General features: G+C 52.7%; 22 protein-coding genes and 1 pseudogene. 14 read left to right on the top strand and 9 right to left on the bottom strand.

The window, feature by feature from the left end; all coding sequences use genetic code 11:
• Nucleotides 1-28: 28 nt before the first annotated feature.
• Nucleotides 29-1,156, bottom strand: a complete 1,128-nt coding sequence (locus WC1_RS12460; RefSeq protein WP_016150278.1) for a multidrug effflux MFS transporter — start codon at nucleotides 1,154-1,156, stop codon at nucleotides 29-31.
• A gap of 101 nt (nucleotides 1,157-1,257) precedes the next feature.
• Between WC1_RS12460 and WC1_RS12465 the strand changes: the two genes are divergently transcribed.
• Nucleotides 1,258-2,037: an AraC family transcriptional regulator gene (locus WC1_RS12465; RefSeq protein ID WP_032948089.1), complete on the top strand. Its 780-nt coding sequence runs from the start codon at nucleotides 1,258-1,260 to the stop codon at nucleotides 2,035-2,037.
• Nucleotides 2,038-2,157: 120 nt separating this feature from the next.
• On the opposite strand, the gene yncL is transcribed toward WC1_RS12465, so the two are convergent.
• Entirely contained in the window at nucleotides 2,158-2,253 is a 96-nt protein-coding gene (yncL, locus tag WC1_RS23645) for a stress response membrane protein YncL (protein ID WP_071524268.1), read from the bottom strand.
• 192 nt (nucleotides 2,254-2,445) lie between these two features.
• Here yncL and WC1_RS23640 point away from each other — a divergent pair, with 192 nt between their 5' ends.
• Nucleotides 2,446-2,619 carry a GhoT/OrtT family toxin gene (locus WC1_RS23640; RefSeq protein WP_003020198.1) on the top strand — a complete coding sequence of 58 codons (174 nt, stop codon included), beginning with the start codon at nucleotides 2,446-2,448 and terminating at the stop codon, nucleotides 2,617-2,619.
• A gap of 19 nt (nucleotides 2,620-2,638) precedes the next feature.
• On the opposite strand, the gene WC1_RS12470 is transcribed toward WC1_RS23640, so the two are convergent.
• The 3 genes from WC1_RS12470 to WC1_RS12480 are packed head-to-tail and all read right to left on the bottom strand — an operon-like array spanning nucleotide 2,639 to nucleotide 9,091.
• Complete coding sequence (locus tag WC1_RS12470; protein WP_016150276.1) at nucleotides 2,639-4,801, bottom strand: virulence factor SrfC family protein; 2,163 nt, start codon at nucleotides 4,799-4,801, stop codon at nucleotides 2,639-2,641.
• A complete protein-coding gene (locus tag WC1_RS12475; protein ID WP_016150275.1) occupies nucleotides 4,798-7,779 on the bottom strand; it encodes a virulence factor SrfB in 2,982 nt (993 codons plus the stop codon). Before WC1_RS12475 ends, WC1_RS12470 begins: the two co-directional genes overlap by 4 nt.
• A 4-nt stretch (nucleotides 7,780-7,783) precedes the next feature.
• Nucleotides 7,784-9,091 (bottom strand): SrfA family protein, encoded by a 1,308-nt coding sequence (locus WC1_RS12480; RefSeq protein ID WP_016150274.1) that lies wholly within the window; start codon nucleotides 9,089-9,091, stop codon nucleotides 7,784-7,786.
• Nucleotides 9,092-9,373: 282 nt separating this feature from the next.
• Between WC1_RS12480 and WC1_RS12485 the strand changes: the two genes are divergently transcribed.
• A complete protein-coding gene (locus tag WC1_RS12485; protein WP_003836160.1) occupies nucleotides 9,374-10,972 on the top strand; it encodes an ABC transporter substrate-binding protein in 1,599 nt (532 codons plus the stop codon).
• 17 nt (nucleotides 10,973-10,989) lie between these two features.
• Entirely contained in the window at nucleotides 10,990-11,223 is a 234-nt protein-coding gene (locus WC1_RS12490) for a YdcY family protein (protein WP_003020183.1), read from the top strand.
• Between the two features lie 60 nt (nucleotides 11,224-11,283).
• On the opposite strand, the gene WC1_RS12495 is transcribed toward WC1_RS12490, so the two are convergent.
• Both WC1_RS12495 and mddA read right to left on the bottom strand, forming a co-directional pair.
• A complete protein-coding gene (locus WC1_RS12495) occupies nucleotides 11,284-11,733 on the bottom strand; it encodes a DMT family transporter (RefSeq protein WP_016150273.1) in 450 nt (149 codons plus the stop codon).
• On the bottom strand, nucleotides 11,730-12,248 hold the full coding sequence (mddA, locus tag WC1_RS12500; RefSeq protein WP_003836165.1) for a GNAT family N-acetyltransferase: 519 nt from the start codon (nucleotides 12,246-12,248) through the stop codon (nucleotides 11,730-11,732). Before mddA ends, WC1_RS12495 begins: the two co-directional genes overlap by 4 nt.
• 37 nt (nucleotides 12,249-12,285) lie before the next feature.
• Here mddA and WC1_RS12505 point away from each other — a divergent pair, with 37 nt between their 5' ends.
• The 4 genes from WC1_RS12505 (at nucleotide 12,286) to WC1_RS12520 (ending at nucleotide 15,639) form a co-directional block, all read left to right on the top strand.
• Nucleotides 12,286-12,861, top strand: coding sequence for a helix-turn-helix domain-containing protein (locus tag WC1_RS12505; RefSeq protein WP_003020168.1), 576 nt, complete (start codon nucleotides 12,286-12,288; stop codon nucleotides 12,859-12,861).
• Nucleotides 12,862-12,919: 58 nt separating this feature from the next.
• Nucleotides 12,920-13,954, top strand: a complete 1,035-nt coding sequence (locus WC1_RS12510; RefSeq protein ID WP_016150272.1) for an NADP-dependent oxidoreductase — start codon at nucleotides 12,920-12,922, stop codon at nucleotides 13,952-13,954.
• A 264-nt stretch (nucleotides 13,955-14,218) separates the two neighbouring features.
• Nucleotides 14,219-15,280 carry a 7-bladed beta-propeller protein YncE gene (locus WC1_RS12515; RefSeq protein ID WP_003020161.1) on the top strand — a complete coding sequence of 354 codons (1,062 nt, stop codon included), beginning with the start codon at nucleotides 14,219-14,221 and terminating at the stop codon, nucleotides 15,278-15,280.
• A 137-nt stretch (nucleotides 15,281-15,417) separates the two neighbouring features.
• A complete protein-coding gene (locus WC1_RS12520) occupies nucleotides 15,418-15,639 on the top strand; it encodes a YgdI/YgdR family lipoprotein (protein WP_003020157.1) in 222 nt (73 codons plus the stop codon).
• Nucleotides 15,640-15,680: 41 nt separating this feature from the next.
• Here the strand turns inward: WC1_RS12520 and ansP are convergent, their stop codons facing one another.
• Nucleotides 15,681-17,123, bottom strand: coding sequence for an L-asparagine permease (ansP, locus tag WC1_RS12525; protein WP_003843715.1), 1,443 nt, complete (start codon nucleotides 17,121-17,123; stop codon nucleotides 15,681-15,683).
• A 279-nt stretch (nucleotides 17,124-17,402) separates the two neighbouring features.
• Complete coding sequence (locus WC1_RS12530; protein ID WP_016150271.1) at nucleotides 17,403-18,944, bottom strand: methyl-accepting chemotaxis protein; 1,542 nt, start codon at nucleotides 18,942-18,944, stop codon at nucleotides 17,403-17,405.
• Between the two features lie 507 nt (nucleotides 18,945-19,451).
• Between WC1_RS12530 and WC1_RS12535 the strand changes: the two genes are divergently transcribed.
• The 6 genes and pseudogenes from WC1_RS12535 (at nucleotide 19,452) to WC1_RS12565 (ending at nucleotide 26,068) form a co-directional block, all read left to right on the top strand.
• A complete protein-coding gene (locus WC1_RS12535) occupies nucleotides 19,452-20,450 on the top strand; it encodes an MsnO8 family LLM class oxidoreductase (protein ID WP_016150270.1) in 999 nt (332 codons plus the stop codon).
• Nucleotides 20,450-21,571: an amidohydrolase gene (locus WC1_RS12540; protein ID WP_016150269.1), complete on the top strand. Its 1,122-nt coding sequence runs from the start codon at nucleotides 20,450-20,452 to the stop codon at nucleotides 21,569-21,571. The genes WC1_RS12535 and WC1_RS12540 overlap by 1 nt, the downstream gene beginning before the upstream one ends.
• 25 nt (nucleotides 21,572-21,596) lie before the next feature.
• Nucleotides 21,597-23,855: pseudogene (locus tag WC1_RS24855) on the top strand (NtaA/DmoA family FMN-dependent monooxygenase).
• A 10-nt stretch (nucleotides 23,856-23,865) separates the two neighbouring features.
• Nucleotides 23,866-24,375: a GNAT family N-acetyltransferase gene (locus WC1_RS12555; protein WP_003843710.1), complete on the top strand. Its 510-nt coding sequence runs from the start codon at nucleotides 23,866-23,868 to the stop codon at nucleotides 24,373-24,375.
• Between the two features lie 9 nt (nucleotides 24,376-24,384).
• Nucleotides 24,385-25,311 carry an amino acid ABC transporter permease gene (locus WC1_RS12560; protein ID WP_003836182.1) on the top strand — a complete coding sequence of 309 codons (927 nt, stop codon included), beginning with the start codon at nucleotides 24,385-24,387 and terminating at the stop codon, nucleotides 25,309-25,311.
• Nucleotides 25,295-26,068, top strand: coding sequence for an amino acid ABC transporter ATP-binding protein (locus WC1_RS12565; protein ID WP_003836184.1), 774 nt, complete (start codon nucleotides 25,295-25,297; stop codon nucleotides 26,066-26,068). Before WC1_RS12560 ends, WC1_RS12565 begins: the two co-directional genes overlap by 17 nt.
• Nucleotides 26,069-26,080 lie beyond the last annotated feature (12 nt).

Genomic DNA, 26,080 nt, shown 5'->3' with positions numbered 1-26,080 from the left:
CTTTGTGCTTTCAGGAGCGCCATCGGGTTTATCTGCGGCCCAGGCTGCAAAGCCAGGCGAGTAGGGCACAGACGCTCAGAACTAGCCCCAGTTGTTGCACCATGCCTGCAAATCCCAGCATCATTCCCAGCAACAGGTAATAGCTTAATCCAAACAATGCCCCCGCGGCTCCGGCCTGTTCACGATAATGACGCAGCGCCTGACTCAGCACATTGGGAATGGCGATACCATAGGCAATCACCACGCCGAACACCGGAATCAGGATCCACGCAGAGTGCTGTAAGCACCACGCTACGAGACCTGACAACGCTGCCAGCGCACAGGCATAACGTACCAGTTGTTCCGGCGTCAGACCTGTCGTTAACAGTCTTTGGTTCAGCAGGCTACCCGACAGAGAAGCAAACGCAAGTAGCAACCCCGTCAAGCCAAAGGCTCTGGAGCTCCATCCCAATTGCCCAAAAAGAAACGGCGCCAGGCTGTAATAGCTAAACAGCATGGTGTTCAGTAGAGCAACCAGTATGGCGTTTTTCCACAGCTCATAGTCACGCGCCATGCGGGAGAGTAGCGCAGCAAGCCTTGGTCTGAGCGTATGTTCGGGCCGGGTTTCTGGCAGCATGGTCACGGTCAGCATCAGCAGTAGCAGCGCCAGCAGCACAAGGGCAATAAATACCCCGGTATGACCATACAAACTGACCAACCATCCTCCGCTTAGCAGACCGAAAACCGGACTCAATGCCAACGCGGCACCCATCACAGAAAAGACGCGGGATAGCGCAGTTGATTCATAGCTGTCCCTTAGCATGGTCTGTACCACTACAGATCCGGCAGCAGCTCCAATGGCCGAGACCATCCGTGCCAGCAGCAGAACGCTGAAATCAGTGGCAACAACGGCCATGAGGGAACCCGTGGCGTAGCACAGGAGTCCAGCCATCATCGCCCGGCGTCGCCCGATGCAGTCGCTCAGCCATCCCCACATCGCCACGCCGACGGCGAAGGCAACAAAATAAACGGAGAGTGTTTGAGCCGCGCGCTCACTGCTGACGTGATAAGACGTCGCAATACCTGGCAATGCCGGGCTGTAAATGGTTTCCACCAGTTGTGGAAACATAATCAGGAATGTGAGAAGCCACAGCGGCGGTCGATGAAATGTGTTCATAGCAATATCCAGAGAAACAGAAAACAGGTGGGCATTATTGCTGAAAGGAAAATGTCGCGTTACCATTATCAGGACTATAAATGTCAGATATCGGACAGAAGATGAAAATTGCCCCAGATGATGCTTTTGATGCGGACAGCTTTGATAAACCGGTAATCGGGATTGCTTCCGAGATGGGCGTACACGATTCAGGACGGCACAGCCATCTTCGTCATCAGCTACTTTATTCGGCAGCGGGAAGCATTACGATTGAGCTGGAACAGGCGTTGTGTCTGCTACCGCCACGTCGTGCGGTCTGGATCCCAGCCGGTACGGTACATCGCGCCATAATGCGCGGCGTGATGGCTTATCGTTCTTTGTACTTCTCAACCACGTTGCCGTTATCTGATTTACCGCTGCAGATAGTCGACGTTAACCCTCTCTTTTTTGAGGTGATAGAACGTATGTCTTTCTGGCCATGGGATATGCCAGCCGCGAAGCAGGCCAGCCTCATCACCGTTTTTTGTGAGGAAATACGCGCCGCCCGCAGTGAAAACTGGACGTTGCAGTTTCCCTCAGATCCGCGGTTGAACGTGTGGCTAGAGGGATTACGTATGGGCGAACTCCCACCGCGACTGAATCAATTGTCCCGACGGGTTGGGGCATGTGAGAGAACAATCGGTCGAATATTTACCCGGGATACCGGGATGAATTATCAGAACTGGCGGCAGCAATTCAGGTTGCTAAAAGCCATGGAGATGCTGGCGGATGGATGCCCTATTAGCCAGGTGGCGCAATATCTGGAGTTTGTCAGCGACAGCGCTTTTATCGCGTTCTTCCATCAGCATACCGGCACAACACCAGGCCGTTATTCGGGCAATATAATGCCGCAGAAGGATTAGGGACATTACATACTAAGGATAATTTACCCGGCGGCGGGAGAGTGGGAAGATCGTGCACTAATGGCAGAGAGAAGTCCCTCTCTGCCAACGGACGCTGCAATTAATCAAACAAGAACCACATCAAGCAAACCAGCCGAACCTTGCGGAAATCAGACTGAAAAGTCCTACAGCAGCAAATATATTTATCAGCACCACCGTTTTACTGGAAACATTCATTTGTGCCACCTTTCGTTTTAACCCATATGGGTATAGTACGGGTTATAACTATCCGCAATAGTACGAATTCTGAACATAATGAAAATGGGTTGTTTTACAGCCGCTTTTCTTAAATTAATTAATAAAACTTGATGTGGGTCATGAAAAATAGCATATTGCGCGCGATTTCACCTTTCGGCCCGGATGCCTTACATGTCTCTGTACCAAAAAATGTTGGTTTTTTATGCGGTGATGGCCGTTATCACGGCAATCATCACCTGGTTTCTTTCCCGCGATAAAAAGCGAATTCGCTTTCTCAGTGCGGTATTAGTCGGTGCGACCTGGCCGATGAGTTTTCCCGTCGCGTTAATGTTCTCTCTCTTCTGATGACGGCGTAAACGCCGCTTCAGGCGGAAAGCAGGGCATCTAATCGCTTTTTGTCGACTTCGCTGACATCCTGTGGATGCTGATACCCCACGTTCTCATTCGCACGGGTATACAAAGCGACCAGCCAGTCGTATACGTAGCGGCTTGCGCCGTGCGAAGGTTGTTCATCCAGCTTCGTCAGGCGTAACATCGGCTGTTGCTTCGGCGCGCTAAAAATAGCCGTTCCTTTCTGGATCCTGCTGGCAGGGCGTTGCTCCTCTGCAACGTCGGCAAATCCAAGCCAAGTAATAAAATCACCGATATCGGCGTATAGCTGCGCGGCACAGACGCTTTCGCGCTGCATAATGCGCTGTAAGCGTTGCGGCATCTCCAGGCGATAGCTGGTGGTGACGAGGATGTCAGCAACCTGCCTTAACGTACGGGGATCGAGTCGTAAACGGCGGGCATTATTTTCATCGCGACACCACTGGCGCACGTGGTTAATCCACATTTTGTGTGCCTGATATCCGGTCTCCTGGCTTTCCGGTGAGTGCATTGTGTCACGCACTTCGGCAAACAGGTCAATCTCTTCATTAAATAAACCACTTACCTGCTCCTCGCGCGGTTGCTGAATACGCAGCAGCGACTCAAAAATGCGCATCGGCGGGAGCAAACCATCCAGCAGTTCGCCATGCTTTGCCGCCTGAGCCTGTAGCTGGCGGATCACTGACTCATTGCTTGCTGATTCGGTCTCAACGGGATTAATCCAGCCGATTAGGGTTTCGCGTACGCGCTGTTGGTGCTGTTCACGCAGGGAGGTCAGCCTGGCCTGGCGCTGCTGTGGTGAGGTTGCCTGAGTCAACCATTCGACGAGGCGTTGTAAGCTGTGTTTATCCAGCGCCTGCAGCGTGCCCCAGTGCAGTCCGGGTTTGCCCATTAATTGCTGCACGGATTCGTCAAGATTTTGCTGGGTACTAAAACGCGCATCCTGCGGGGTAATGGCCCAGACCACGCCTGGCAATGCGGCGTCGTGGACGGGTTGAGTATCGTTAACCCAGCCCAATAGCTTGCGGGTGATGGCGGGCGTCTGGGCGCGGGTAGAGACAGCGTTGCAGATTAAGAGCACATCCGGTTGCAGGTGCTGGCGATAATGTTCCAGCATCCAGCCTAATTTTGCCTGCCACAGTGGATGCGGATGAGTATCCGGGGCGAGGGGAATATCGAGCAGATCGACATTCTCCAGCACTGCGTCTTCAACCGTCAGGATCAGTTCGCGCGTGAGCAGCGCCAGTGACGACAAAGAAAGGCTAACTGCATTGAGCAACTGATGATTTTCAATCGGATGAACCACCACATCGCTTTGCGCCTCATTATTGCCGGTCAATGCCACCTGGGTCAGGAAACTTTCGGCAGGTAAACCAAAATGATCAACCAGCAGACTCAGCGGGGCCGCTAATTCTTGCGCGTGTCCGGTTTGTTGCAACGTGTGCGCCAGAGTCAGCCACTGCTGCGTCAGCTCTGGTTGTTCTCCCCACAGTAGTGCCCAGGCGTTTGCCCGGGTAGTCAGATCCAGTGCGGGCAGCAACGTGGCAAACTGGTGCCATAGCGCATCGTCAATTTGCTGCTGGTTTGCCGGTACGCAGGAGCGCCAGAAACGACCGATTGCCGCAACATCATGTGCGGTAATGCCCGGCACAGGGTGACGCTGACGTAGCGTTTGCCATTTTTCCAGGCGCGCCTCAATAATCGATTTCTCGACCTGCCGGTTATCCGGGAGCGCGCTGAACTGGGCGATAAATAGCTGTACCAGTTCCGCTTCACTGAGTAACCGCAGACGCAACGGCCATTCGCTATCATGCGGATTTTCATCGCGCGTAAAGCGGATCGCCATATTGGTTGGCGCATGGCCAGGATTAATATGCGAGAAATAATCAAAGCTGCGATCCGGGGTAACAATATTCACTTTGCCAGTGGCATTGCTGCACAATGCCGCAAGCAGATGTGCTTTTGCCGATTGTGAATGTCCGTATAACCCTATACATCCTTGCGATGAAAAGGTTGTCTCCAGCGCAGATTCACTCACTGCGGCTAGCGTAAGCTGTGCCAGCAGGGCATCCGCTTCATCATCAAGACGCGCCGCACGTTGACGGGTATCTACCACCCACTCGATGGCGGCCTGCGCGGTATTAAACATCTTACTCATTTCAGGTACACGCTCCCGCTATCGATCCAGTAATGGCTTCCGCTATGGCGACGGTCTGCCAGCGTATTCAGTTTTAACGTTAAGGCATTGGCGGCAACGGGGGTGCCATCCTGTAACCAGGCATCGCTCAGGACGAAGAATTCTGGGCCACTTTCTTTGCTGCCGCCGCGTAGCTGCAGCCGTACATTCAACACGCCATCTCCGGCGATGGTTTTTGCCAGTTCGGCGGAATTTATGCTGAGCGTATACAGCGGCGTGGCAGGCCAGCGGCTGTTTGCCAGTTGCCGGAATCCTAACGTCACGTTGCCACGTAACGGGAAGTGCAACCGGGCATCCAGCTTCGCACCGGGTTTATCCAGATCAATATCGTGATACCAGATGTTCTCATCGCGCAGGGTATTGACCGTGTTATCCAGTACGCCAAGATAACGTACGGTCGAGTAAGCGCCGATATCGGCAGCTTTAAAGTTAAAACGCGGCAAACGCAAATCCAGCGCCAGGCTGCACAGCATGGCGCCGACTGCCGCGGTGGATTTGGGATTACCAATCCGCCCTTGTTGGCTGAACGGATACCACTCATGCACGCGGTAGTTATCCATCCAGATCATACGGTTAACCGGAACAGGTTGCAGATGGCGGATCAACGCCTGTACGCCCGGTAAACAGGCGGGCCTGCCGGTCACTAATAAAATATCGCAGCGATAATGTGAAATAGCCTCACAAACCGCGTGCAGCGGGGAAGTCAGGGTAAATTGCCCCGCTAACAGAGCTTCTTGTAACTGCCTGAACTGTACCTGCAACGGCACGCTCAGAACATCAAATGCTGGCGAACCTGCTGGCAACGCATGGTCGATAGCCTGCTGGATGTAGTTCATCACGTTGCGCGTTGGTCGTTGGCTCAGGAGTTCTCCGAATGTGGCATGCAGACCAGCGACCGGATCGTTAATATCGCTTTGTTCCCAGGCACTGAGTACCGCATGACCGAGTGGCATAAAGAGCTGCAATGCCGTTTGTTGACGCAAAATCGCCTGGGTATCGATACGACCGGAATCGCCAAACAGCGTGGCCAGCAATGCAGCGGCATCGGTCACGCCAGCTTGTTGTAAGCGGGTTTGCAGCGCAGGCAACACGCAACGCTGAATCACGTCCAGAAGCATGTCATCGCCTGCCACCTTAAAACCCTCACGGAACAGCAAATGCGGGGTAATTTTAACGTTCGCGCCGACGCCGTCATCAAGCTGATAATGGACGACGGCCATATCCGTTGTCCCGCCGCCAATGTCGATCGATGCCACGCGCAGCGCCCGACCTTTAGTCTCACCGGGTTCCGGCAAACGGTCCGGGCGGGCAAGGGCGTTAAAGAATGATTCGGTGTGGCCATCGTAGTGAGAGATAGCCTCGTTATACAGCCACACCAGTTGCCCGCAGCTGGCTTCATCCCATTCCATCTGAATTTCAGGTACGGGAACCACACTCTTTTCCTGCTGTTTACGGGTAGTGAAGTCTTCATCCTGCGGGTGCCAGCCCATTGCTTTCCAGACCAGGGCAATAGCTTCAAACATGCGCAGGCGGAAAATCTCGCGCTCCTGTTTGGGCATCGCCGACGGTAGGGTCAGGATCAGCGTCCGTAACTGACGAGGAGATGCCGGGAATCCGAGGCGCAACCGCGTCGCTACGCTGTTAATTTGCCCCAGCGCTTGGGCCAGTATTTCGCATAACATATGCGTCATCAGCGTGCTGCGGCTGTATTGCGGTGAGAATACCGGCAGACGATCGTCCTGCGGCAGGCTGAACAGCGGTTGCCCGTCATCGTTCATCAGGTTCATCAGCGGGAAGGCGGTAGCCAGCGGCTCGCGCTGGGTTTTGCCATTCATCTGGCTAAAGCGCCAGTCATGTAACACCGGCGTTTCATCCCACAGATAACGGCGCGGGCTGGAGATCCCACTATTGCCCTCGGTGCCCATACGCTGCATCGCCAGCTTACGGGCTTCATCACCCACACGCACAATCGACGGCCAGATAAAGGCGTCATCACGTCCGCTCTCAACGGAAAAATGCTGCTTACCAAAGCGCGCTTCGGAAAACTCCAGCCGGCTGGTGAACAGCGGATCGTTGAGGAACTGCGGCTCGCTTAACGAACGGACCTGCAATTCAGCGGTCTGACGCAGCCCGTCATTGGCATCCCCGTGATCTTCAATCAGGACGCCACAGGTATGGGTATTACCGATATCTAAAATAAGATCGACGGGAATAGCGGGTGTGCTAAGGGTATGCGTAACCAGTTTCACTTCCGGGACAGAAAGCTGCTCGCCTAACAGAGTCAGCACATTCAGCCAGTGCGCCTGGTATTCAAAGTTACGCAGCGCCAGCTGGATCTCTTGTTCTGAGCGATTCTCATGTTGGGTGACATGGTGCATAAAAGATTCGCGCAACCAGCCGTCAATCCAGGTCTGGTCAAGGAAATCAGCAATTTCACTGTCATGCCAGGCCAGAGCGAATCGTGTCCCGTTGAGCAGGTCGTTTTCATTAGGCGTTAACGCTGCAGGGGCATTTTCAGTGAGCTGGCTATCCAGCGCCACGGTAACGCGGTGGGTGTTGCCCGTGCTGTCGGGTTGCGCCAGTTTTCGTACCTGCACGCGCGCCCAGTTATCCGGGCCTTCAACAAACGTGCGCGGTGGGTTAAAGCGCAGAAACGGCAGCGGCAGCCAGACACCGTCGAGGACATCCAGCGAATAATGCAGCGTCTGGGTACTTTCCGGCTTCACCACTTCGGGCTGACCGCCAGTGCTGCCAGGCAAGGTATAGCGACCCGTTGCCAGATCGAAATCCAGCCGTAGCAGGGGACCGTTTGCCGTTTTGCGCACAAAGCGGCCATGGTGCGCAGATTCCTGCGGCGTCAGGCCAAAATCCAGGAATTGAACACCGCTATTGGCGATGAGCGTCACGCTCTGCTTGTAATCACACAGATTCACCAACATAGAATCAGGCACCTATCTTTTTGATTGTCAGAGGGATTTCCGCGTGATCATCATAACGCGCGGTACAGGCGGCGACGTCGTTGGTTCCCGCTTTGCAGGTAATTTCAGGCATCGGATAACGTGACCCGTCTGTACAACGAGCATTGCCGCGACTCTTAATCATTAATTCACCCGACTGGTGCAAACCGGAGAAAATCTCGGCACGACAAACAATATTGTCACCATGAACTACGCGAGCAGTGCCTTTATTGGCCTGGATCTGATAGCGCAGCGACGGCGCTTTGCCGCTCACCGGATCTTTAACATCGACCAGGACGCGCCAGTTACCATTGAGGAAACGCGTCGTTCCTGCCTTCATCTGATTGGCATCCATCACCAGCGCATCTTTTGGAATCGCGGCGATCACCACCGGTCCTTCTACAGGTTTCTCTTTCTTCGCAGCTGGAGTCACTTCAGCACGATGCAAAGGCAGAGCAGATGCCAGTGCTGGCAGTGGTGCCATATCAATCTTAGCGACTTCAACAGCGGCGGCTTCGGGTACGGGCTGGGTGGTCTGTTGCTTCCACAGCAGCGGCCCAACGATGGCGGCAATGATGACTGCGGCAACGGGCAGGCTCCACAGCGGCAGGCGGCGCGCAGGTTTCTCTTGTGCCAGCGGCGGTGTAACCTCCGGTTCGTTAACTATAACCGGTGGCTGTGGCTCAGGTTCAGCCGGTTTAGCCAGCTCGACGACTGGCGTCAATAAAGGCGCATCAGCCTCGGCGAAGGTGATTTCCGGGGGGATTTCTTCTTCCTGTTCCGGCTCTGCTACGGTAACGACAGGAGGAATATCGGCAAGTTGCAGGCAATCGAGCACATCGTCGCGGGGATTTTCATTCAGATTGACGAAGCCCCAGAACGTAATAACGGGTTTGCCATCAACCAGAAACACGTGGTTTTCACCGGGAAACTGGATGGCTTTTTCGAGCAGAGAGCCAAACAGCTGTAGGGAGGTTTTTCCCGACTGCAGGCTTTTACGGCTCAGAGCCGCAGCATTTTCCAGCGTGCTTCCCAGATAGCGCAGCGCACGAAAACGTGCTTCTTCATCAGCGGCTTTCCACGCCACGGCTTTCCCTTCTATCGGGGAATACCAGTCAACCCGATCGCCGTTGTCGTTAATTTGTGGGATCGCCAAACAATCCACCATCGCCTGCTGTTTACGCAGACGAAGCGTTTCACGAATTTGCAATGCTGAATCAAAAACGGCCTGACCACCGCCGCCCACGGCCTGATAGTCATCCAAATTGCCGCTGCGCAAGAGAGTTTTTGCCACGTTGTTACCCCTTAGACTTCTTCACGTATCTACTTTACGTTTTATAAAAACGAGCAAACGGAGAAAGAGAGGCAAAAAGGGGCTAATTTTCATGGCATAGAGTGCCGGGAAAAATCTTGACGTTTTGAAAAAGACTTAAGGGAAATTAATTCGCTTAGGGTGATGAATTATTCAGCGAAATACACCGGATTAGAATAACCTGATAGTGATTTGTTATTGGTCAGTTTTTGTCAGCTATGCTCTGATATCTCGGTTAATAATAAAATAAGAAGGCTTATAACCATGATTGCAAGGAAAACGTTACTCGCGCTGGCTCTCAGCACCGTCATACCGTCAGGCGTTGCGTTCGCGGCCAATACTGACACCATCATCTATTGTTCTGAAGCATCGCCGGAGTCATTTAACCCGCAAATTGCCAGTTCCGGTCCCTCATTTGTGGCCAGTTCACAAGTGCTCTACAACCGACTCATCAACTTTGATCCGGTAAAGAATACCCCGGTACCATCTCTGGCAACGGACTGGACGATTTCTCCGGACGGTAAGACTTACACCTTTACCCTGCGTCAAGGCGTGAAATTCAACAGTAATAAATTCTTTAAACCGACCCGCGACTTCAACGCTGACGACGTGATTTTCTCGGTATTACGGCAGAAGGATGCCGATCATCCGTATCACAAGGTTTCTCAGGGAAGCTATGAATACTTTAACGATGTCGGTCTGGATAAACTGATTAAAGAAGTTAAGAAGCTCGATGATTATCACGTTCAGTTTGTCCTGAATGAACCTAACGCTGCGTTTCTTGCCGACTGGGGAATGGATTTTGCCTCGATTCTCTCTGCGGAATATGCCGACGCGATGCTGAAAAAAGGTACACCGGAAAACGTCGACAACTGGCCTATTGGCACCGGGCCTTACGTGCTGCAGCAGTACAAGCAGGACTCGCAAATCCGCTATCTTGCCAACCCTAACTACTGGGATGGCGCCGTTCCAACGAAACACCTGATCTTCTCAATCACGCCAAACGTCCAGACGCGGCTGGCAAAACTGCAAACCAATGAATGCCAAATAATCCCAGCACCTGCGCCCGTACAGTTTGACGAGATTAAAAAGAATAAAGATTTGACGCTGCATTCGGTTGACGCGCTGAACGTTGGATATCTGGCGTTTAATACCGAGAAAAAACCGTTTGATAACGTACTGGTGCGTCAGGCTTTGAACTACGCAACGGACAAAAAGGCCATTATTAACGCTGTCTTTTTAGGTTCTGGTACGGTGGCAAAATCACCGATTCCGCCGAATATGCTGGGGTTCAATAAAGATCTGCAGGATTACGCTTACGACCCGCAAAAAGCGAAAGACCTTCTGAAGCAGGCAGGGCTGGAAAATGGCTTTGAAGCGACGTTGTGGTCAATGCCGGTCCAGCGCCCATACAACCCGAACTCCCGACGGATTGCCGAGATGATCCAGAGCGACTGGGCAAAGGTGGGCGTGAAGGCGAAAATTGTATCGTATGAGTGGGGTGAATATCTCTCCGGAATGCGTAAAGGTGAGCATGACACCGCGTTGTTTGGTTGGATGTCAGACAACGGCGATCCGGATAACTTCGCGGATGTGCTGCTGGGCTGCGACAGCATAAAAACCGGATCTAACGCCGCGCGCTGGTGCGATAAAGAGTATAATTCGCTGGTTGAAAAGGCGAAACTGGTGAGCAAACCGGAAGAGCGCGCCGCGCTTTACCAGCAGTCACAAGAGATTTTCTACCAGCAGGCTCCTTGGATAGCCCTGGCAAACGGTAAAACGTTCTACGCTACGCGTAGCAACGTCAGCGGATACAGCGTTAGCCTGATGGGCAGTGATTTTTCAAAAGCAAAATTAAATTAATGAGTTAAGGAGAGGTTATGTCGCATCTGGATGAGGTCAGCGCACGTGTTGATGCCGCCATTGAGGAGAGCGTCATTACGCATATGAATGAATTGCTGATTGAGCTCAGCGATGATGTCGCGTTGAGCCGGGAAGACCGCTATACCCAGCAACAGCGTTTGCGTACGGCTATCGCCCATCATGGCCGTCAGCATAAAGAAGATATGGAAGCCCGTCGCGAACAGTTGACCAAAGGCGGCACTATTCTTTGATATTTCCTCGCCGGATCTTATCCGGCCTACAGGCGCGTTCTGTAGGTCGGATAAGCGCAATTAAAACGAACGTCTTGCCACCAGCCATGCCCCGATCACCAGCAGTACCGCACCACAGATTGGGCCCACCAACGCCCGTAGCGGCACGCCGTGACTACGCAGAATATCCAGTATCAGCCCCCCGATAAGCTGGCTGGCAACCAGTACCGCAATCGTCGTGGCAGCGCCTACATTTTGATATCCACTAATGCTGGCGAAAACAAAGAACGATCCCAACAAGCCGGGGATGAGTGTCCACCAGCGTATGCTGGAAACCAATTCACCAAACCCTGCTAAACCTTGCTTAAACCACAATATGCTGACAAACAGCACGATCCCGACCAGCGAGTTAAGTAACATGGCGATAAGGATCGTCGAGGACGTCTGCGTGATGCGTACCATCAAGGTATTTTGCACCACCAGACCAATACCAGCGGCAATCAGAAAGGAGAGGGTCAGCGTCTGGTTCATCTAAGGGCATCCGGTTCACGACGATCGTCTAACTGCAACTGCATGAAGGTCAGATCCAGCCACCGCCCAAATTTGGTTCCAACCTGTGGCATTTGCGCGGTGGTTTTAAAGCCCAGCAAGCTGTGCAGATGCAGTGATGCCTGATTCTGAGACTCAATCCCTGCCACCATTACATGCTTGCCGCATGCGCGGGCTTCGTCTATCAGTCTGCTGAGTAGTGCTCGTCCGAGTCCTTTTCCCTGATGTTCTGGATGGACATACACCGAATGTTCAACGGTATGACGGAAGCCATCAAAGTTACGCCAGTCGCCAAAGGAGGCGTATCCCGTAACCACGCCATTCTCTTCACTCACCAGTACCGGATACCCCATCAATTGTCGGGATTCATACCAGGAAATACGGTTTTCGGCATCGACCGTTTGATCATTCCAGATAGCCGCCGTATGCAGTACCGCATGGTTGTAGATTTCTGCAATGGCGGCGCAGTCTTCTTTGCTGGCAAATCGAATTGACATGTTGAACCTCAGGGCTTGTTCACTATAGTATTACAATATGAATACTATTGAAGACAGTATAAATCAACGGATCAGTGCAAGAATTCGCATTGAGCGGGAATCTCGCGGTTGGTCACTCACGGAACTTGCCGAGCGCGCGGGCGTGTCGCGGGCCATGATCCATAAAATAGAACGCGGCGAGAGTAGTCCAACGGCTACGCTGCTGGGTAGACTTTCCGGTGCGTTTGGCATCAGCATGTCTACCCTGATTGCGCGCGCTGAAATGCAGGAGGGCAAGCTGCTGCGCTTCGCTGACCAGCCCGTCTGGCACGATCCGCAAAGCCACTATCTGCGCCGCCATGTTTCACCGCGCAGCGATCTACCTATCGATCTGGTGCAGATTGAATTACCCGCCGGAAGTGATATCCCGATGCCAGCTTCTTCCTATGTGCAGGCCAGACAACTTATCTGGTTACAGCAGGGGGAATTAGTTTTTGTGGAAGGGGACATACGCCATGAAATGCAGGCAGGTGATTGCCTGGAACTTGGCCCGCCGAATGACTGTCGGTTTATCAATGAAACCGCGAAACCCTGCGTTTACCTGGTTGTGCGGTTAAACCACGTCGTCAGCTAAATAGCAGGCGCAGACTGCTACTATTGATGGATTCATGCCAAAAGCAGAGGAGCACATCATGGGTCAACAGACTAATCGTAACCGTCGCTGGGTACTGGCTTCCCGTCCACATGGCGCGCCAGTCCCAGAGAACTTCCGTCTTGAAGAAGATGAGGTGGCATCCCCGGGCGAAGGCCAGGTTTTGCTGCGCACTGTTTATCTTTCCCTCGATCCCTACATGCGTGGCCGCATGAGCGATGAGCCATCTTACTCACCACCAGTAGAGATTGGTGGTGTTATGGTGGGTGGTACCGTAAGTCGCGTGGTGTCATCCCGCCATCCGGACTACCAGCCAGGCGAATGGGTATTGAGCTACAGCGGTTGGCAGGACTATGACATCTCCGACGGTAACGGACTGGTGAAGCTTGGCGCTCATCCCGAACATCCCTCCTGGGCGCTGGGTGTTATGGGTATGCCGGGGTTTACCGCTTATATGGGCCTGCTGGATATCGGTCAGCCGAAAGCGGGAGAAACGCTGGTGGTAGCCGCCGCAACCGGGCCGGTTGGCGCAACGGTTGGGCAGATCGGTAAGCTTAAAGGCTGTCGGGTAATCGGTGTGGCTGGTGGGGCAGAGAAATGTCGACATGCCACAGAGGTGCTGGGCTTTGATGTTTGCCTCGATCACCACGCACAAGATTTTGCGCAACAACTGGCAAAAGCCTGCCCACAAGGAATTGATATTTATTATGAAAACGTCGGCGGAAAAGTATTTGATGCCGTTCTGCCATTGCTCAATACTTCTGCGCGGATTCCGCTTTGTGGCCTGGTCAGTGGTTATAACGCAACGTCGCTTCCGACCGGACCTGACAGATTACCGCTGTTAATGGCAACCCTGCTGAAAAAGCGTATCCGGATGCAGGGTTTTATCATTGGTCAGGATTATGGTCACCGCATTCAGGAGTTTCAGCGGGAGATGGGGCGCTGGCTTAAAGAGGACAAAATCCACTACCGCGAGCAGGTGACCGACGGCCTGGAAAATGCGCCACAAACCTTTATCGGTCTGCTGACCGGCAAAAACTTCGGCAAGGTAGTTATTCGTCTTGCTGAGGATTGATGCGTAAGAGTGGAAGACGGTGAATGTCTGTAACCAGGCCTGCTTCGTACGAAATGTAGGTCTGGTAAAATGCCAATGACGTTATCTGGATGAAAAGCGATTATTCATGGAGAAAATGAGAAGGTTACAACCCGAAAGCGAATAAATACTCCACATTGAGATAAATAATGATTACTATTCTCATTCTTAAAAAGGCAAAACCATGATTTTGCTCATTGAAGCTATGTGAAGCAGTAACAAACGAATTTATCAAAGGGAGTCGTCATGTCTTTACGTCATCTGTTTTCACCGCGTCTGCGTGGTTCTTTACTGTTAGGTTCACTGCTCGTTGCATCATCTTTTACTACGCAGGCTGCAGAAGAACTGCTGCGCAAAGCCGTCGGTAAAGGCGCTTATGAAATGGCGTACAGCCAACAAGAGAACGCGCTGTGGCTGGCGACCTCACAGAGCCGCAAACTGGATACCGGCGGGGTGGTTTACCGCCTTGACCCGGTCACCCTCGAAGTGACTCAGGTGATTCATAACGATCTCAAACCGTTTGGTGCCACCATCAATAACGCCACGCAAACGCTGTGGTTCGGCAACACGGTAAATAGCGCGGTAACGGCGATGGATGCTAAAACGGGCGCGGTGAAAGGACGTCTGGTGCTGGATGCGCGTAAGCGTTCTGAAGATGTTCGCCCGCTGCAACCGCGTGAGCTGGCCGCAGATGACGCCACTAACACGGTATACATTAGCGGTATTGGTAAAGAGAGCGTGATTTGGGTGGTGGACGGTGATGCCATTAAATTGAAGGACACCATCCAAAATACCGGCAAAATGAGCACCGCTCTGGCTGTCGACAGCAAGGCTAAGCGCTTGTACACCGCCAATGCGGACGGTGAATTCATTACCATCGATACCACCACCAACAAAATTCTCAGCCGCAAAAAACTGCTGGATGATGGCAAAGAGCATTTCTTTATCAACCTGAGCCTGGACACAGCGGGCAACCGTGCATTTGTCACCGACTCTAAAGCGGCGGAAGTGTTGGTAATCGACACCCGTAACGGCAACGTACTGGCAAAAGTCGCCGCGCCGGAATCCCTTGCCGTGCTGTTCAACCCGACGCGTAATGAAGCCTACGTGACCCATCGCCAGGCCGGTAAAGTGAGTGTGATCGACGCGAAAAGCTATAAAGTCGTCAAAACATTCGAGACCCCAACATTCCCGAATAGCCTGGCGCTCTCTGCCGATGGTAAAACCCTGTACGTCAGCGTGAAACAGAAATCTACCCGTGAGCAGGAAGCTACCCAGCCGGACGATGTTATTCGTATTGCGCTGTAAAAAATCAGGAGGGGGAAACCCCTCCTGTCATTTCTCTAAACCCCACGATACGCCTCGTTACACCCCGCCAGTAGCCCGACCCACTTCAGGGACTTACACTACGCCCTCAACGGCTAACTGAATAACACGGGAATACCATGAAAAAGCCATTTATCTGTCTTTGTGCAGGCGTAATGCTGTTTACCCTGGCAGGATGCACCACTGATTACGTCATGACGACCAAAAGCGGACAAACCATTACCACCCAGGGTAAGCCAAAACTGGATAAAGATACGGGAATGACCAGTTATACCGATCAGGATGGAAACGCGCGGGAAATTAACAGCAACGATGTAGCGCAGTTGATTGAAGCGAACTAAAAAAGAGGGCCTGAAGGGTTAACCTGTCAGGCCTTCAGCCATTACGGCGCGGTGCGGTGGATTTCCGCGACGCGCTTACGCACGCCGAACCAGCCTGCAACCAGCAGGATGGCAATCAACGGTAATGACGCGATAGTGTAGGTGCCGTTTGGATAGTCAAACGCCATCAACACCAGCACGCTCAGCAGGAACACCAGGGTTAGCCACGAGGTAAACGGAGCGCCCGGCAGTTTAAAGCTAACGTCTGCCGTTTTACCTTCTTTTATGGCCCGGCGCAGACGCATCTGACAGACCATGATAAAGCCCCACGACGCAATAATGCCCAACGACGCGAAGTTCAACACGATCTCAAACACCTGCGACGGCACCAGATAGTTCAGAAATACCCCGACGACATAGACGACCAGCGTGGCGAGGATCCCAGCCCAGGGTACCTGTTGGCGGCTCATTTTAGCCATGAATTTCGGCGCCGATCCGCCCATCGACATGGAACGTAAAATACGTCCGGTACAGTACAGCCCAGAGTTAAGGCTGGAAAGCGCCGCGGTGAGCACCACGATATTCATGATACTGCCGATATACGGCACGCCCAGTTTGGAGAAGAAGGTAACAAACGGGCTTTGCCCTGCCTGATAGGCATTCCACGGCAGTAACAGAACCAGCAGCACGACAGAACCCACATAGAACAGACCAATACGCCAGATAACGCTATTGATCGCTTTCGGCACCATGGTTTGTGGATCTTTGCATTCTCCAGCAGCTGTGCCCACAAGTTCAATGGAGGCAAACGCGAAAACCACCCCCTGAACCAGTACCAGCGCCGGCAGCAGGCCATGTGGGAAGAATCCACCGTTGTCGGTGATCAGGTGAAAACCCGTGGCGTTACCATCCAATGGCTTTCCAGTGCCTAAAAAGACGGTACCCACCACCAGGAAAATCACAATCGCCAACACTTTGACCAGTGCAAACCAAAACTCCATCTCCGCGAACCACTTCACGCCGATCATGTTCATGGTGCCGACAATGGCCAGCGCGCCTAGGGCGAATACCCACTGCGGTACATCACCAAATGCGCCCCAGTAATGCATATACAACGCCACCGCGGTGATATCGACAATGCCGGTCATCGCCCAGTTGATAAAGTACATCCAGCCAGCCACATAGGCGGCTTTCTCACCTAAAAATTCACGGGCATAGGAGACAAAGCTGCCGCTGGAAGGGCGATGTAAAACCAGTTCGCCAAGCGCGCGCAGTATAAAGAACGAAAAAATACCGCACACCAAATAAACCAGCGCCAAAGCAGGACCAGCCATCTGCAAGCGCGCGCCAGCCCCTAAAAACAACCCGGTACCAATTGCGCCGCCAATGGCGATCATCTGTACCTGTCGATTTCCCATCGCTTTGTGATACCCCTCTTCGTGGGCATTCAACCAGCGTCGTTTCGCCGCATGTTGTTCCGCGGCTTGCGTGTTGTTTGTGTTCATTACTTTTCCTGTTGACCTGACAAAAATACAAATCCTTTTTGCCGCACCTGCTGCGGCGAAAACAGCCTTACCCTTCATTGTGTTACGGGGGAAAACTGCCGGCCGAGCATCCTACATTCAATTGTTCGGTTCCGCAAAGCCCCGATAACAAGAATTCAGCATTTTTGTACAGCCTGCACTGGCGCGGTGTGGCCTCGATTCAGCCAATAAAAGAAAAGGGCGTAAATACCTGGAGAGGAGTGCGCTTATCGAGACATTCACCCGATAAGCGCCGTAAGGTTATGCTGATACGCCAAAGACCTGAACGGCCTGCTGTAAGCGCGATGAACGTTGAGTCAGATCGGCGGTAGCATCGGTGACACGTTCCACCATCTCGGCATTATTGTGTGTCATGGTGCCTACGCGTGAAATCGAATCGTTAATCAGATCCAGCGCCAGGGTTTGCTCACGCGTCGCCAGACTAATATCTTTGATCATCATCGACATCTGCAGGACATCGCCAATCATCCCGGTAAGATGCGTCTCCGTTTGTTCTACCATTTTGACGCCGCTATTCACGTTGGCGACGTTCTTCTCAATCAACTGTTTGATCTCTTTTGCTGCAGACGCTGAGTGCTGTGCCAGATTACGGACCTCTGCCGCCACAACGGCGAAACCGCGTCCTGACTCTCCGGCTCGCGCGGCCTCGACCGCGGCATTGAGCGCCAGAATATTGGTCTGAAAGGCGATACTATCAATGACGCCGATGATGTCGACGATCTGCCCGTTGTCACGCGATATCGCCTGCATCATGGCGATAGTTTGTTTCATGATATCGCCGCCTTCTGCCGCATTGGCGCTGGTTTTATCGGCCATGGTCATAGTATGTGCCGCAGTCTCAGCAGTTTGCTGTACCGCGCTACCAATTTCTTCAATGGCGGCAGCGGTTTGTTGCAGGTCGGCGGAGGTTTCTTCGGAACGCTTATGCAGCGCCGTACCTTCTTTTGATACTCGCTGACTGATAGCGCGAATACCGGATATTTGCGTACTGACATCATCGACCAGTGAATTCAGATTAAGCCCGGACTGATTAACCAGGCGCATCAGCATTCCGATCTCATCCACCCGATTTAAATGACAGTTATCAGGTTTTCTCCCGGATACCACTTTCTTCATTTGCGTCAGTAGCGTATTAACTGGCTGACAGATTTGATACTTAAGGTAAATAGCAAGCATCAGAAATAAGAACAGCAACCCTCCCGCCTGAATAAATGGATTAACAGGAGCAAAAAGAAATAGCACAGCGAGCAGGGCGATTACCCCTAAAGAATAATTGACGCGCTGGCTAATGCTCAGCCATTTAAACATTGATGCCCATGACAATATGCCGCGGCGAATGATGATGCCTTTAAAAAGTCGAAACCCTTTAAACTGCTGGCTATTAATTTTTTGATATAAACTTTCGCTTTGAGTTATTTCATCGCGCGAAGGAACGGTACGCACTGAAATGTAGCCAGTGAGCTTTTCATTGTGCCAGACCGGTGTAACGTTGGCGCGAACCCAGTAATGGTCGCCATTCTGCCGACGGTTTTTAACCATCCCCGTCCAGCTGTCTCCCTGCTGTAGCGTGTACCACATATCGGCGAACGCCGCGGGAGGCATATCAGGATGGCGAATAATATTATGCGGTTCGCCCATTAATTGCTGTTCGTTAAATCCGCTGGCATCAATAAATGCGGAGTTGGCGTAGGTAATATGACTTTCTTTATCCGTCGTAGAAAGCAGCGTCGCTTTATCGTTAAGTGCGTGCTCAATTTGTGTAACGGGCATGTTACTTTTCATAGAGGTCCCATGATGCTATGTATAATCCATACAAAAATCCCCGCAATAAAATCGGGGGATATTAGAAATCTGTTTTCAACCGTTTTAATAAGAAACGTTGCATTCTCTACTAATCATCATTTCTGTGGAAGTAGTTAAAATAAAAATTTCCATGTAAATCATTCATCCCGCGTCATAAAAGTGAAACAATTAATACAAGCGCATAACGTTACAAGTCGTTTAAACTGACTTAACGTAAATTGCGCTAAAAAACCATTTCGAAAAAAGAAAACTGGCATGAAAAGATTTTGATGTTATTACCGTGATATCAACGACCCTATTATATTTTGTAGGCTATTAATTGCGGGTGTTTTTCAGTTTAGCGGTACAGGGCGATCCAAATTTTAACCCTGGCTGCTGCAGGGTTTGTTATCTACTTTTTAGCTGAGTAAATGTGAATTAAATGTTTCAATATGGCTATTTGATAAATTAATAATAAAGACATGTTAACAAACATAGGCTCGTAACATGTCATATCGCCTGAGTATTCTGGATAAAAGCCCCATCGGGGAAGGTGAAACTGCCGCGACTGCGCTTTCCCGGACGTTGCGCCTGGCGCAACTGGCGGAAGAGTGGGGGTACCATCGTTTCTGGATCGCGGAACACCATAATACGCCACAGCTGGCCAGTCCATCGCCGGAGCTGGTGATCGCCTGGATCCTCGGGCAAACCCAGCGTATCCGCGTTGGTTCCGGCGGCGTGATGCTGCAACATTACAGCCCGTACAAAGTGGCGGAAAACTTCAATCTTCTGGCATCACTGGCTCCTGGACGTGTCGATCTCGGCGTAGGGAAGGCCCCTGGCGGGTTACCGTTGTCGACTCAGGCGTTACAGCATGGACTGCATCAGGAAGAAAAAGGCAGTTTTGCCGATCAGCTTTCTCAGCTTAACGGCTGGCTGGCGCTGAACGGAACGGAAAGCGGGGAAACGGTATTCCCGACGCCAATCCCACCAATACCGCCAGAAGGATTTGTACTCGGAGCCAGTGTGCAAAGCGCACAGTTAGCAGCGAAATCCGACTGGAATTTTATCTTCGCTGCGCACCTCAACGGTGACAAAGCGTTATTACGTGAGGTTTTGTCATTCTGGCAGACCCACAGCGACCGCCCGACGATAGTCGCCGTTCAGGTGATTGTGGCTGACAGTCACGATACCGCTGCGCAACTGGCGGAAAACGTGCAAATCTGGGGCGTTGAGCTGGAAAATGGTCAACGCGTTACAGTCGCCAGCGAAGAGCAAGCCCTGGCATTCGCCGCACAGGCGGGTAGTTCGCCACGCAAAATCGCGCGTCGTGAACTGGCGTTGTTACACGGCACCGCTCAAGAGGTGATGGTAAAGCTGAATGCTCTGCATACGCAATTTGGTATTGATGAGTTCATTATCGACACGCCAGTGGCGGAGGGCCACGCGCGGCTGACATCGCTGCGTTTGTTGGCACAAGTCCATAATGCCGTGGAGGTGCTCTGATGACCCTCAGTTCAACGCTTATCAACTGGCGTCGCGAATTACATCAGCACCCGGAGCTTTCCCTGCAGGAGGAAGCAACCACCGGGCGCATTCAGGCCTGGTTGCACGCTGCGGATGTCGACATTCTGCCGTTCGAGCTGAAAACCGGTCTGGTCGCGGAAATCGGCCAGGGAGAAGATGTCATCGCGCTGCGAGCGGATATCGATGCGCTACCGATAGAAGAAAGCGCCGACGTTCCGTTTCGCTCCCTCACACCGGGCGTGATGCATGCCTGCGGGCATGACGTCCATACCAGCGTCATGCTTGGAGCAGCACTGCTGCTTAAACAACAGGAAACAACCTTACCGGGGCGAGTACGAATTTTGTTTCAACCAGCTGAAGAGAGTTTCGGCGGCGCAAAAACGTTGATCCGCGCCGGTGCGTTGCAAAACGTAGCGGCTATTTTTGGTATGCACAATGAGCCCGGTTTGCCGGTGGGCGAATTTGCCACACGCGGCGGTGCGTTCTATGCCAATGTCGATCGCTTCATGCTGCGTATAAATGGCAAGGGCGCACATGCGGCGCGTCCGCATGAAGGCAAAGATGCCATCCTGCTTGCCAGCCAGTTGGTAACCGTGTTGCAAAGCGTTGCCAGTCGCGACGTTAACACGCTGGATTCGGTGGTACTCAGCGTGACCCGTATTCAGGGAGGAAATACATGGAACGTACTGCCAGAGTCCGTTGAGCTGGAAGGGACGCTCAGAACGCACCGGACTCAGGTACAGCAGCAGGTTAAAGCACGGGTTAATGACATCGCTGCCGGATTTGCCCATGCCTTTGGCGCACAAATAGACGTTATCTGGCATGCAGGGCCGACCGCGTTGGTGAACGATGCGCGTTGGGCCGATATCGCCACCACGGTGGCGAAACAGTCAGGCTACACAACTCACCATGCTGACCTGCATATGGGCGGGGAGGATTTTGCCGTCTACCTGCAAAATACGCCAGGCGCATTTGTCAGTATTGGCAGCGCCAGTGAATACGGATTACATCACCCGGGATTTAATCCAGACGAACGTTTAATTGAACCTGCCGCACATTACTTTGCGCAGTTAGCAAAAACGGCATTCGCACACCTTTAAGTTTACCTGTTGGGTAGAGGTTATTATGGCTGAAAATCGGCAACTACGGCTCGGAACTATTCTGCATGGCGCATCGGGAAATATGTCCGCATGGCGCCACCCGGCGGCTCAGGCCGATGCCAGTATTAATTTTGAGTTTGTCAAAGAGACGGCGCTTATTGCGGAAAAAGGGAAGCTGGATTTTATTTTTGTCGCCGATGGTCTGTATATTAATGAAAAATCAATCCCGCACTTTTTAAATCGTTTTGAGCCGCTAACAGTATTATCCGCTTTGGCCAGCATCACCCAGAATCTGGGACTGGTTGGCACAGTGTCCACATCATACAGCGAGCCGTTTACGACCGCACGACAGTTCGCCAGCCTGGACCATCTCAGCAACGGGCGTGCGGGCTGGAACGTGGTTACGTCGCCTCTGGAAGGATCGGCAAAAAACTATTCTCGCGCTCAGCATCCGGAGCATGCCCAGCGTTATCGTATTGCCGATGAATATTTACAGGTAGTGAAAGGACTGTGGGATTCCTGGGAAGACGATGCTTTTACCCGTAATAAAACAAGCGGGGAATTTTTTAATCCGCATAAACTGCACACGCTAAACCATCATGGAGATTATTTCCAGGTCGCCGGGCCGTTAAATATTGGGCGTACGCCACAAGGTCATCCGATTATATTTCAGGCGGGAGCTTCAGCTGATGGCAAAAAATTAGCGGCGCAGCATGCTGATGCCATTTTTACCCATCAGGAGTCGCTGGCAGAGGCTAAGGCGTTCTATCAGGATGTAAAAAGTCAGCTGGAAATCGCCGGACGACATCCCGATCAACTGCATATATTCCAGGGCGTCAGCGTTATTGTTGGCGACAGCGAAGAGGACGTTGAGCAGCAGTATCAGACTACCGCTGCGCTGGTCTCCGTTACCGACGCGCTGAACTATCTTGGCCGCTACTTTGAACATCATGATTTTGCCCAATATCCGCTGGACGCACCGTTCCCGGATCTTGGCTCTCTCGGACAAAACAGCTTTCGCAGTACGACTGATGAGATCAAACGCAACGCGCGCGAGCGTGGCTTAACACTCCGTCAGGTTGCTCTGGAAGCGGCCAGCCCACGTCCGCGTTTCAGCGGCACGCCGGAACAGGTCGCCGACGGCCTGCAGCAGTGGTTCGACGAGAAAGCCGCAGACGGTTTTATTATCCAGGGCGGAACGCCGGATACCTTCCCGCGTTTTGTCGAACAGGTTGTCCCTGTGCTTCAGGCGCGGGGCCTGTTCCGCCATGAATATCCCGGTACGACCCTGCGCGCAAGCCTGGGATTAACGACACCTGCAAATCAATTCGCACAATAAGAGAAAAACGCTATGCAGAAAAAATCAGTATTCCTCGCGCTGTCGCTGGCTTTCAGCGCGACTGTCTGGGCAAATGATGTGACGATTAACGGCACGGGCGTAAGTCTGGAAGCCAATAAAACGCCGATCAATACGGCAAAGAATCCGCAGGCGATTGCGCAATTGCCTGCAAATCTGCACCTGGCCGTACCGGGTAAATTCACCGTGGCGATTGCCGGGCTCAGTCAACCGCCGCTGACCGTCTTTGCCGATGACAATAAGACGCTGATCGGCAGCGAGGCGGACATCGCGCGTCTGGTGGCTGACAGTTTGGGGCTGGAACTCAACGTCGTACCTACGTCATGGGAAGACTGGCCGCTGGGCGTCACTTCCGGCAAATACGATGCCGCGATCAGCAATATTACCGTCACCAAAGCACGCAAAGAAAAATTCGATTTCGCGACGTATCGGAAGGACTCTCTTGGCTTTTATGTCAAAACCGGTAGCAAGCTGAAGAAAATCGAGCAGGCGGAAGATATCGCTGGACTGCGCATTATCGTCGGTTCAGGGACGAACCAGGAAGCCATCCTGCTGGCCTGGAACGATGAGAACGTGAAGAAAGGGTTACAGCCGTTTACGCCGGTGTATACCAAAGATGATGCCGCGCAAACCCTGGCCCTACAGTCAGGTCGCGCCGATGCCTACTTCGGTCCTAATGTAATCGGCGCATGGAAAGCTGCACTCAACGGTAAAACGCAATTGGTGGGTAGTGTTGATGGCGGTTGGCCAAAAGCGGCACACATTGCTGTGACGCTGAAAAAGGACAGCGGTCTGGTTCTGCCGGTACAAACCGCCCTCAACGGCGTGATTGGCAACGGCGATTATGACAAGGTGCTGAATCGCTGGGGAGAAGGGGTGGAACGCATTCCGCAATCTGAAATCAACCCGGCCGGTTTAGGCGATTAAGGAGGTCATCGTGAGCGATCAATTTCGCGTGGTCTCACCTGAAGCCAGCGAGCTACAGCCCATTTTGAACGGTCTGTTCGGTGAGTATGCTGCCCGCTATGGCGATTATTTTTCTCGTGACGCTGAAGTGGAACTGACCGAATGGTATCTGGCACCGCAGGGACTTTTTGTGATCCTGGAGCGTGGCGGCGAAATTATCGCCACCGGGGCTTACAAACCTTACGACAAGGACACTGCCGAGATTAAGCGTATCTGGACAAAAAGCAGCCTGCGTCAGCAGGGACTGGCGGCGCGTGTAGTGCAGGAACTGGAACGTCGGGCGCTACTCGCGGGCTACAGCCGGATATATCTGACCACAGGATTTCGCCAGCCGGAGGCCGTCAGACTTTATTTAAGCCAGGGCTACGATCCGCAATTTGATACGACGCGCAATCCCGAAGAGTACAGCCAGCCACCGTTTGATGGACGGCTGCGCTTTACCAAACTGCTGACTATTGCCGGTCAGGCCAGAATCGCCTGAGGAGAGAAGATGAAAACGACAGATAGCATTAAAGTCGTACCGGCGCGTTACCCCATGCGCACCGTTGGCGCGATCATTGCTTTGTTTGCCCTGGCGGTGATTCTCCAGTCTGTGGCGTTTAATCCGCGCTGGGAATGGAGTGTGTTTGCCCGCTGGTTCTTCGATCCGGTGATTTTGTCTGGTCTTGGACAAACGCTGTTACTGACACTTATCGGGACGCTGTTGAGTATTCTCATCGGCGGTCTGCTGGCGCTGGCGCGGCTTTCATCTTCCTGGCTGTTGAACTGTCTGGCCTGGGGGTACATCTGGCTGTTTCGTTCGTTACCACTGATTGTGGTGCTAATCGTTCTGTACAACTTCTCCTATCTATACGACACGCTGACGATTGGTATTCCGTTTACTCCCATTCAGTGGGGAAGTTTTGAGACCATCAATGTACTCGGTCAGTTTTCCACTGCGGTGGTTGGCCTGACGCTGGTGCAAAGCGCCTATACCGCTGAGATTATACGTGGTGGATTTTTGGGGGTTGATCACGGTCAGTACGAGGCAGCGGCAGCACTGGGCTTACCGGCAGGGCGACGTACGCTGCGGATTATTCTGCCGCAGGCGCTGCGCACCATTTTGCCTGCTGGCTTCAATGAAATCATCAGCCTGGCGAAAGGGACGGCGATGGTATACGTGCTGGCAATGCCGGAGCTGTTCTACACCATCCAGATGATATACAACCGCACGCAGGAAGTGATCCCGCTGCTGATGGTGGGTGCGGTGTGGTATCTGGTGATCACCAGCATTCTGTCGCTTATTCAGCATCTGGTCGAACGTGCGCTGGCACGCAGCGAACGACGTTCAGCGATCAACACCGTCCGGGTGAGCCGTGCAGAAAAACGCAGTCGTCAACGTCCACAGCAGGAGGCCGTCCATGTCCCACTCGCCTGAAGGTCATATTTCTATTACCGGCGTCAGCAAATACTTTGGTCGCCACAAAGCATTGGATAATGTGTCGCTGGAGATCCCTCCCGGAACGGTTACGGTCATTCTCGGGCCGTCCGGTTCAGGGAAATCCACACTCCTGCGTACCATCAACCATCTGGAACGCGTCGATGAGGGTTTTATTCAAATCGATGGCGATTACATTGGCTATCGTCGGCAGGGAGACAAGCTGTATGAGCTGAAAGAGGCGGAAATTTTGCGCCAGCGGGTTAACGTCGGCTATGTGTTCCAGAACTTTAATCTGTTCCCGCACTTAACGGTGCTGGAGAACCTTATTGAAGCACCCATTGCGCACGGACTGGCATCGCGTAAAGCCGCCACCGAGCGGGCATTAACGCTGCTTGATGCGGTAGGGTTGCGCAATAAAGCCGATGCCTGGTCGCGTCACTTATCTGGCGGTCAGCAGCAGCGTATCGCTATTGCCCGTGCACTGGCGCTAAATCCGCGCGTCATGCTGTTTGATGAGCCTACATCTGCACTGGATCCTGAACTGGTGGGCGAAGTCCTGGATGTCATCAAAGCGCTGGCGAAGTCGGGAACCACGCTGGTGGTGGTGACGCACGAGATTGGCTTCGCTCGGGAAGTGGCGGATCAGGTGGTGTTTATGGTTGATGGCAAAATCGTCGAGCAGGGCAGCAGCGAGCAGGTGTTGAATCATCCACGCCACACGCGCACCCAGCAGTTTTTGTCGAAAGTGCTTTGAGGGTAATTTGCG

The sequence above is a fragment of the Citrobacter sp. KTE30 genome (assembly GCF_000398825.1).
Lineage (GTDB): Bacteria > Pseudomonadota > Gammaproteobacteria > Enterobacterales > Enterobacteriaceae > Citrobacter > Citrobacter freundii.
The sequence above is the reverse complement of the archived record's forward strand: the minus strand, read 5'-3'. Positions and strand labels throughout refer to the sequence as shown.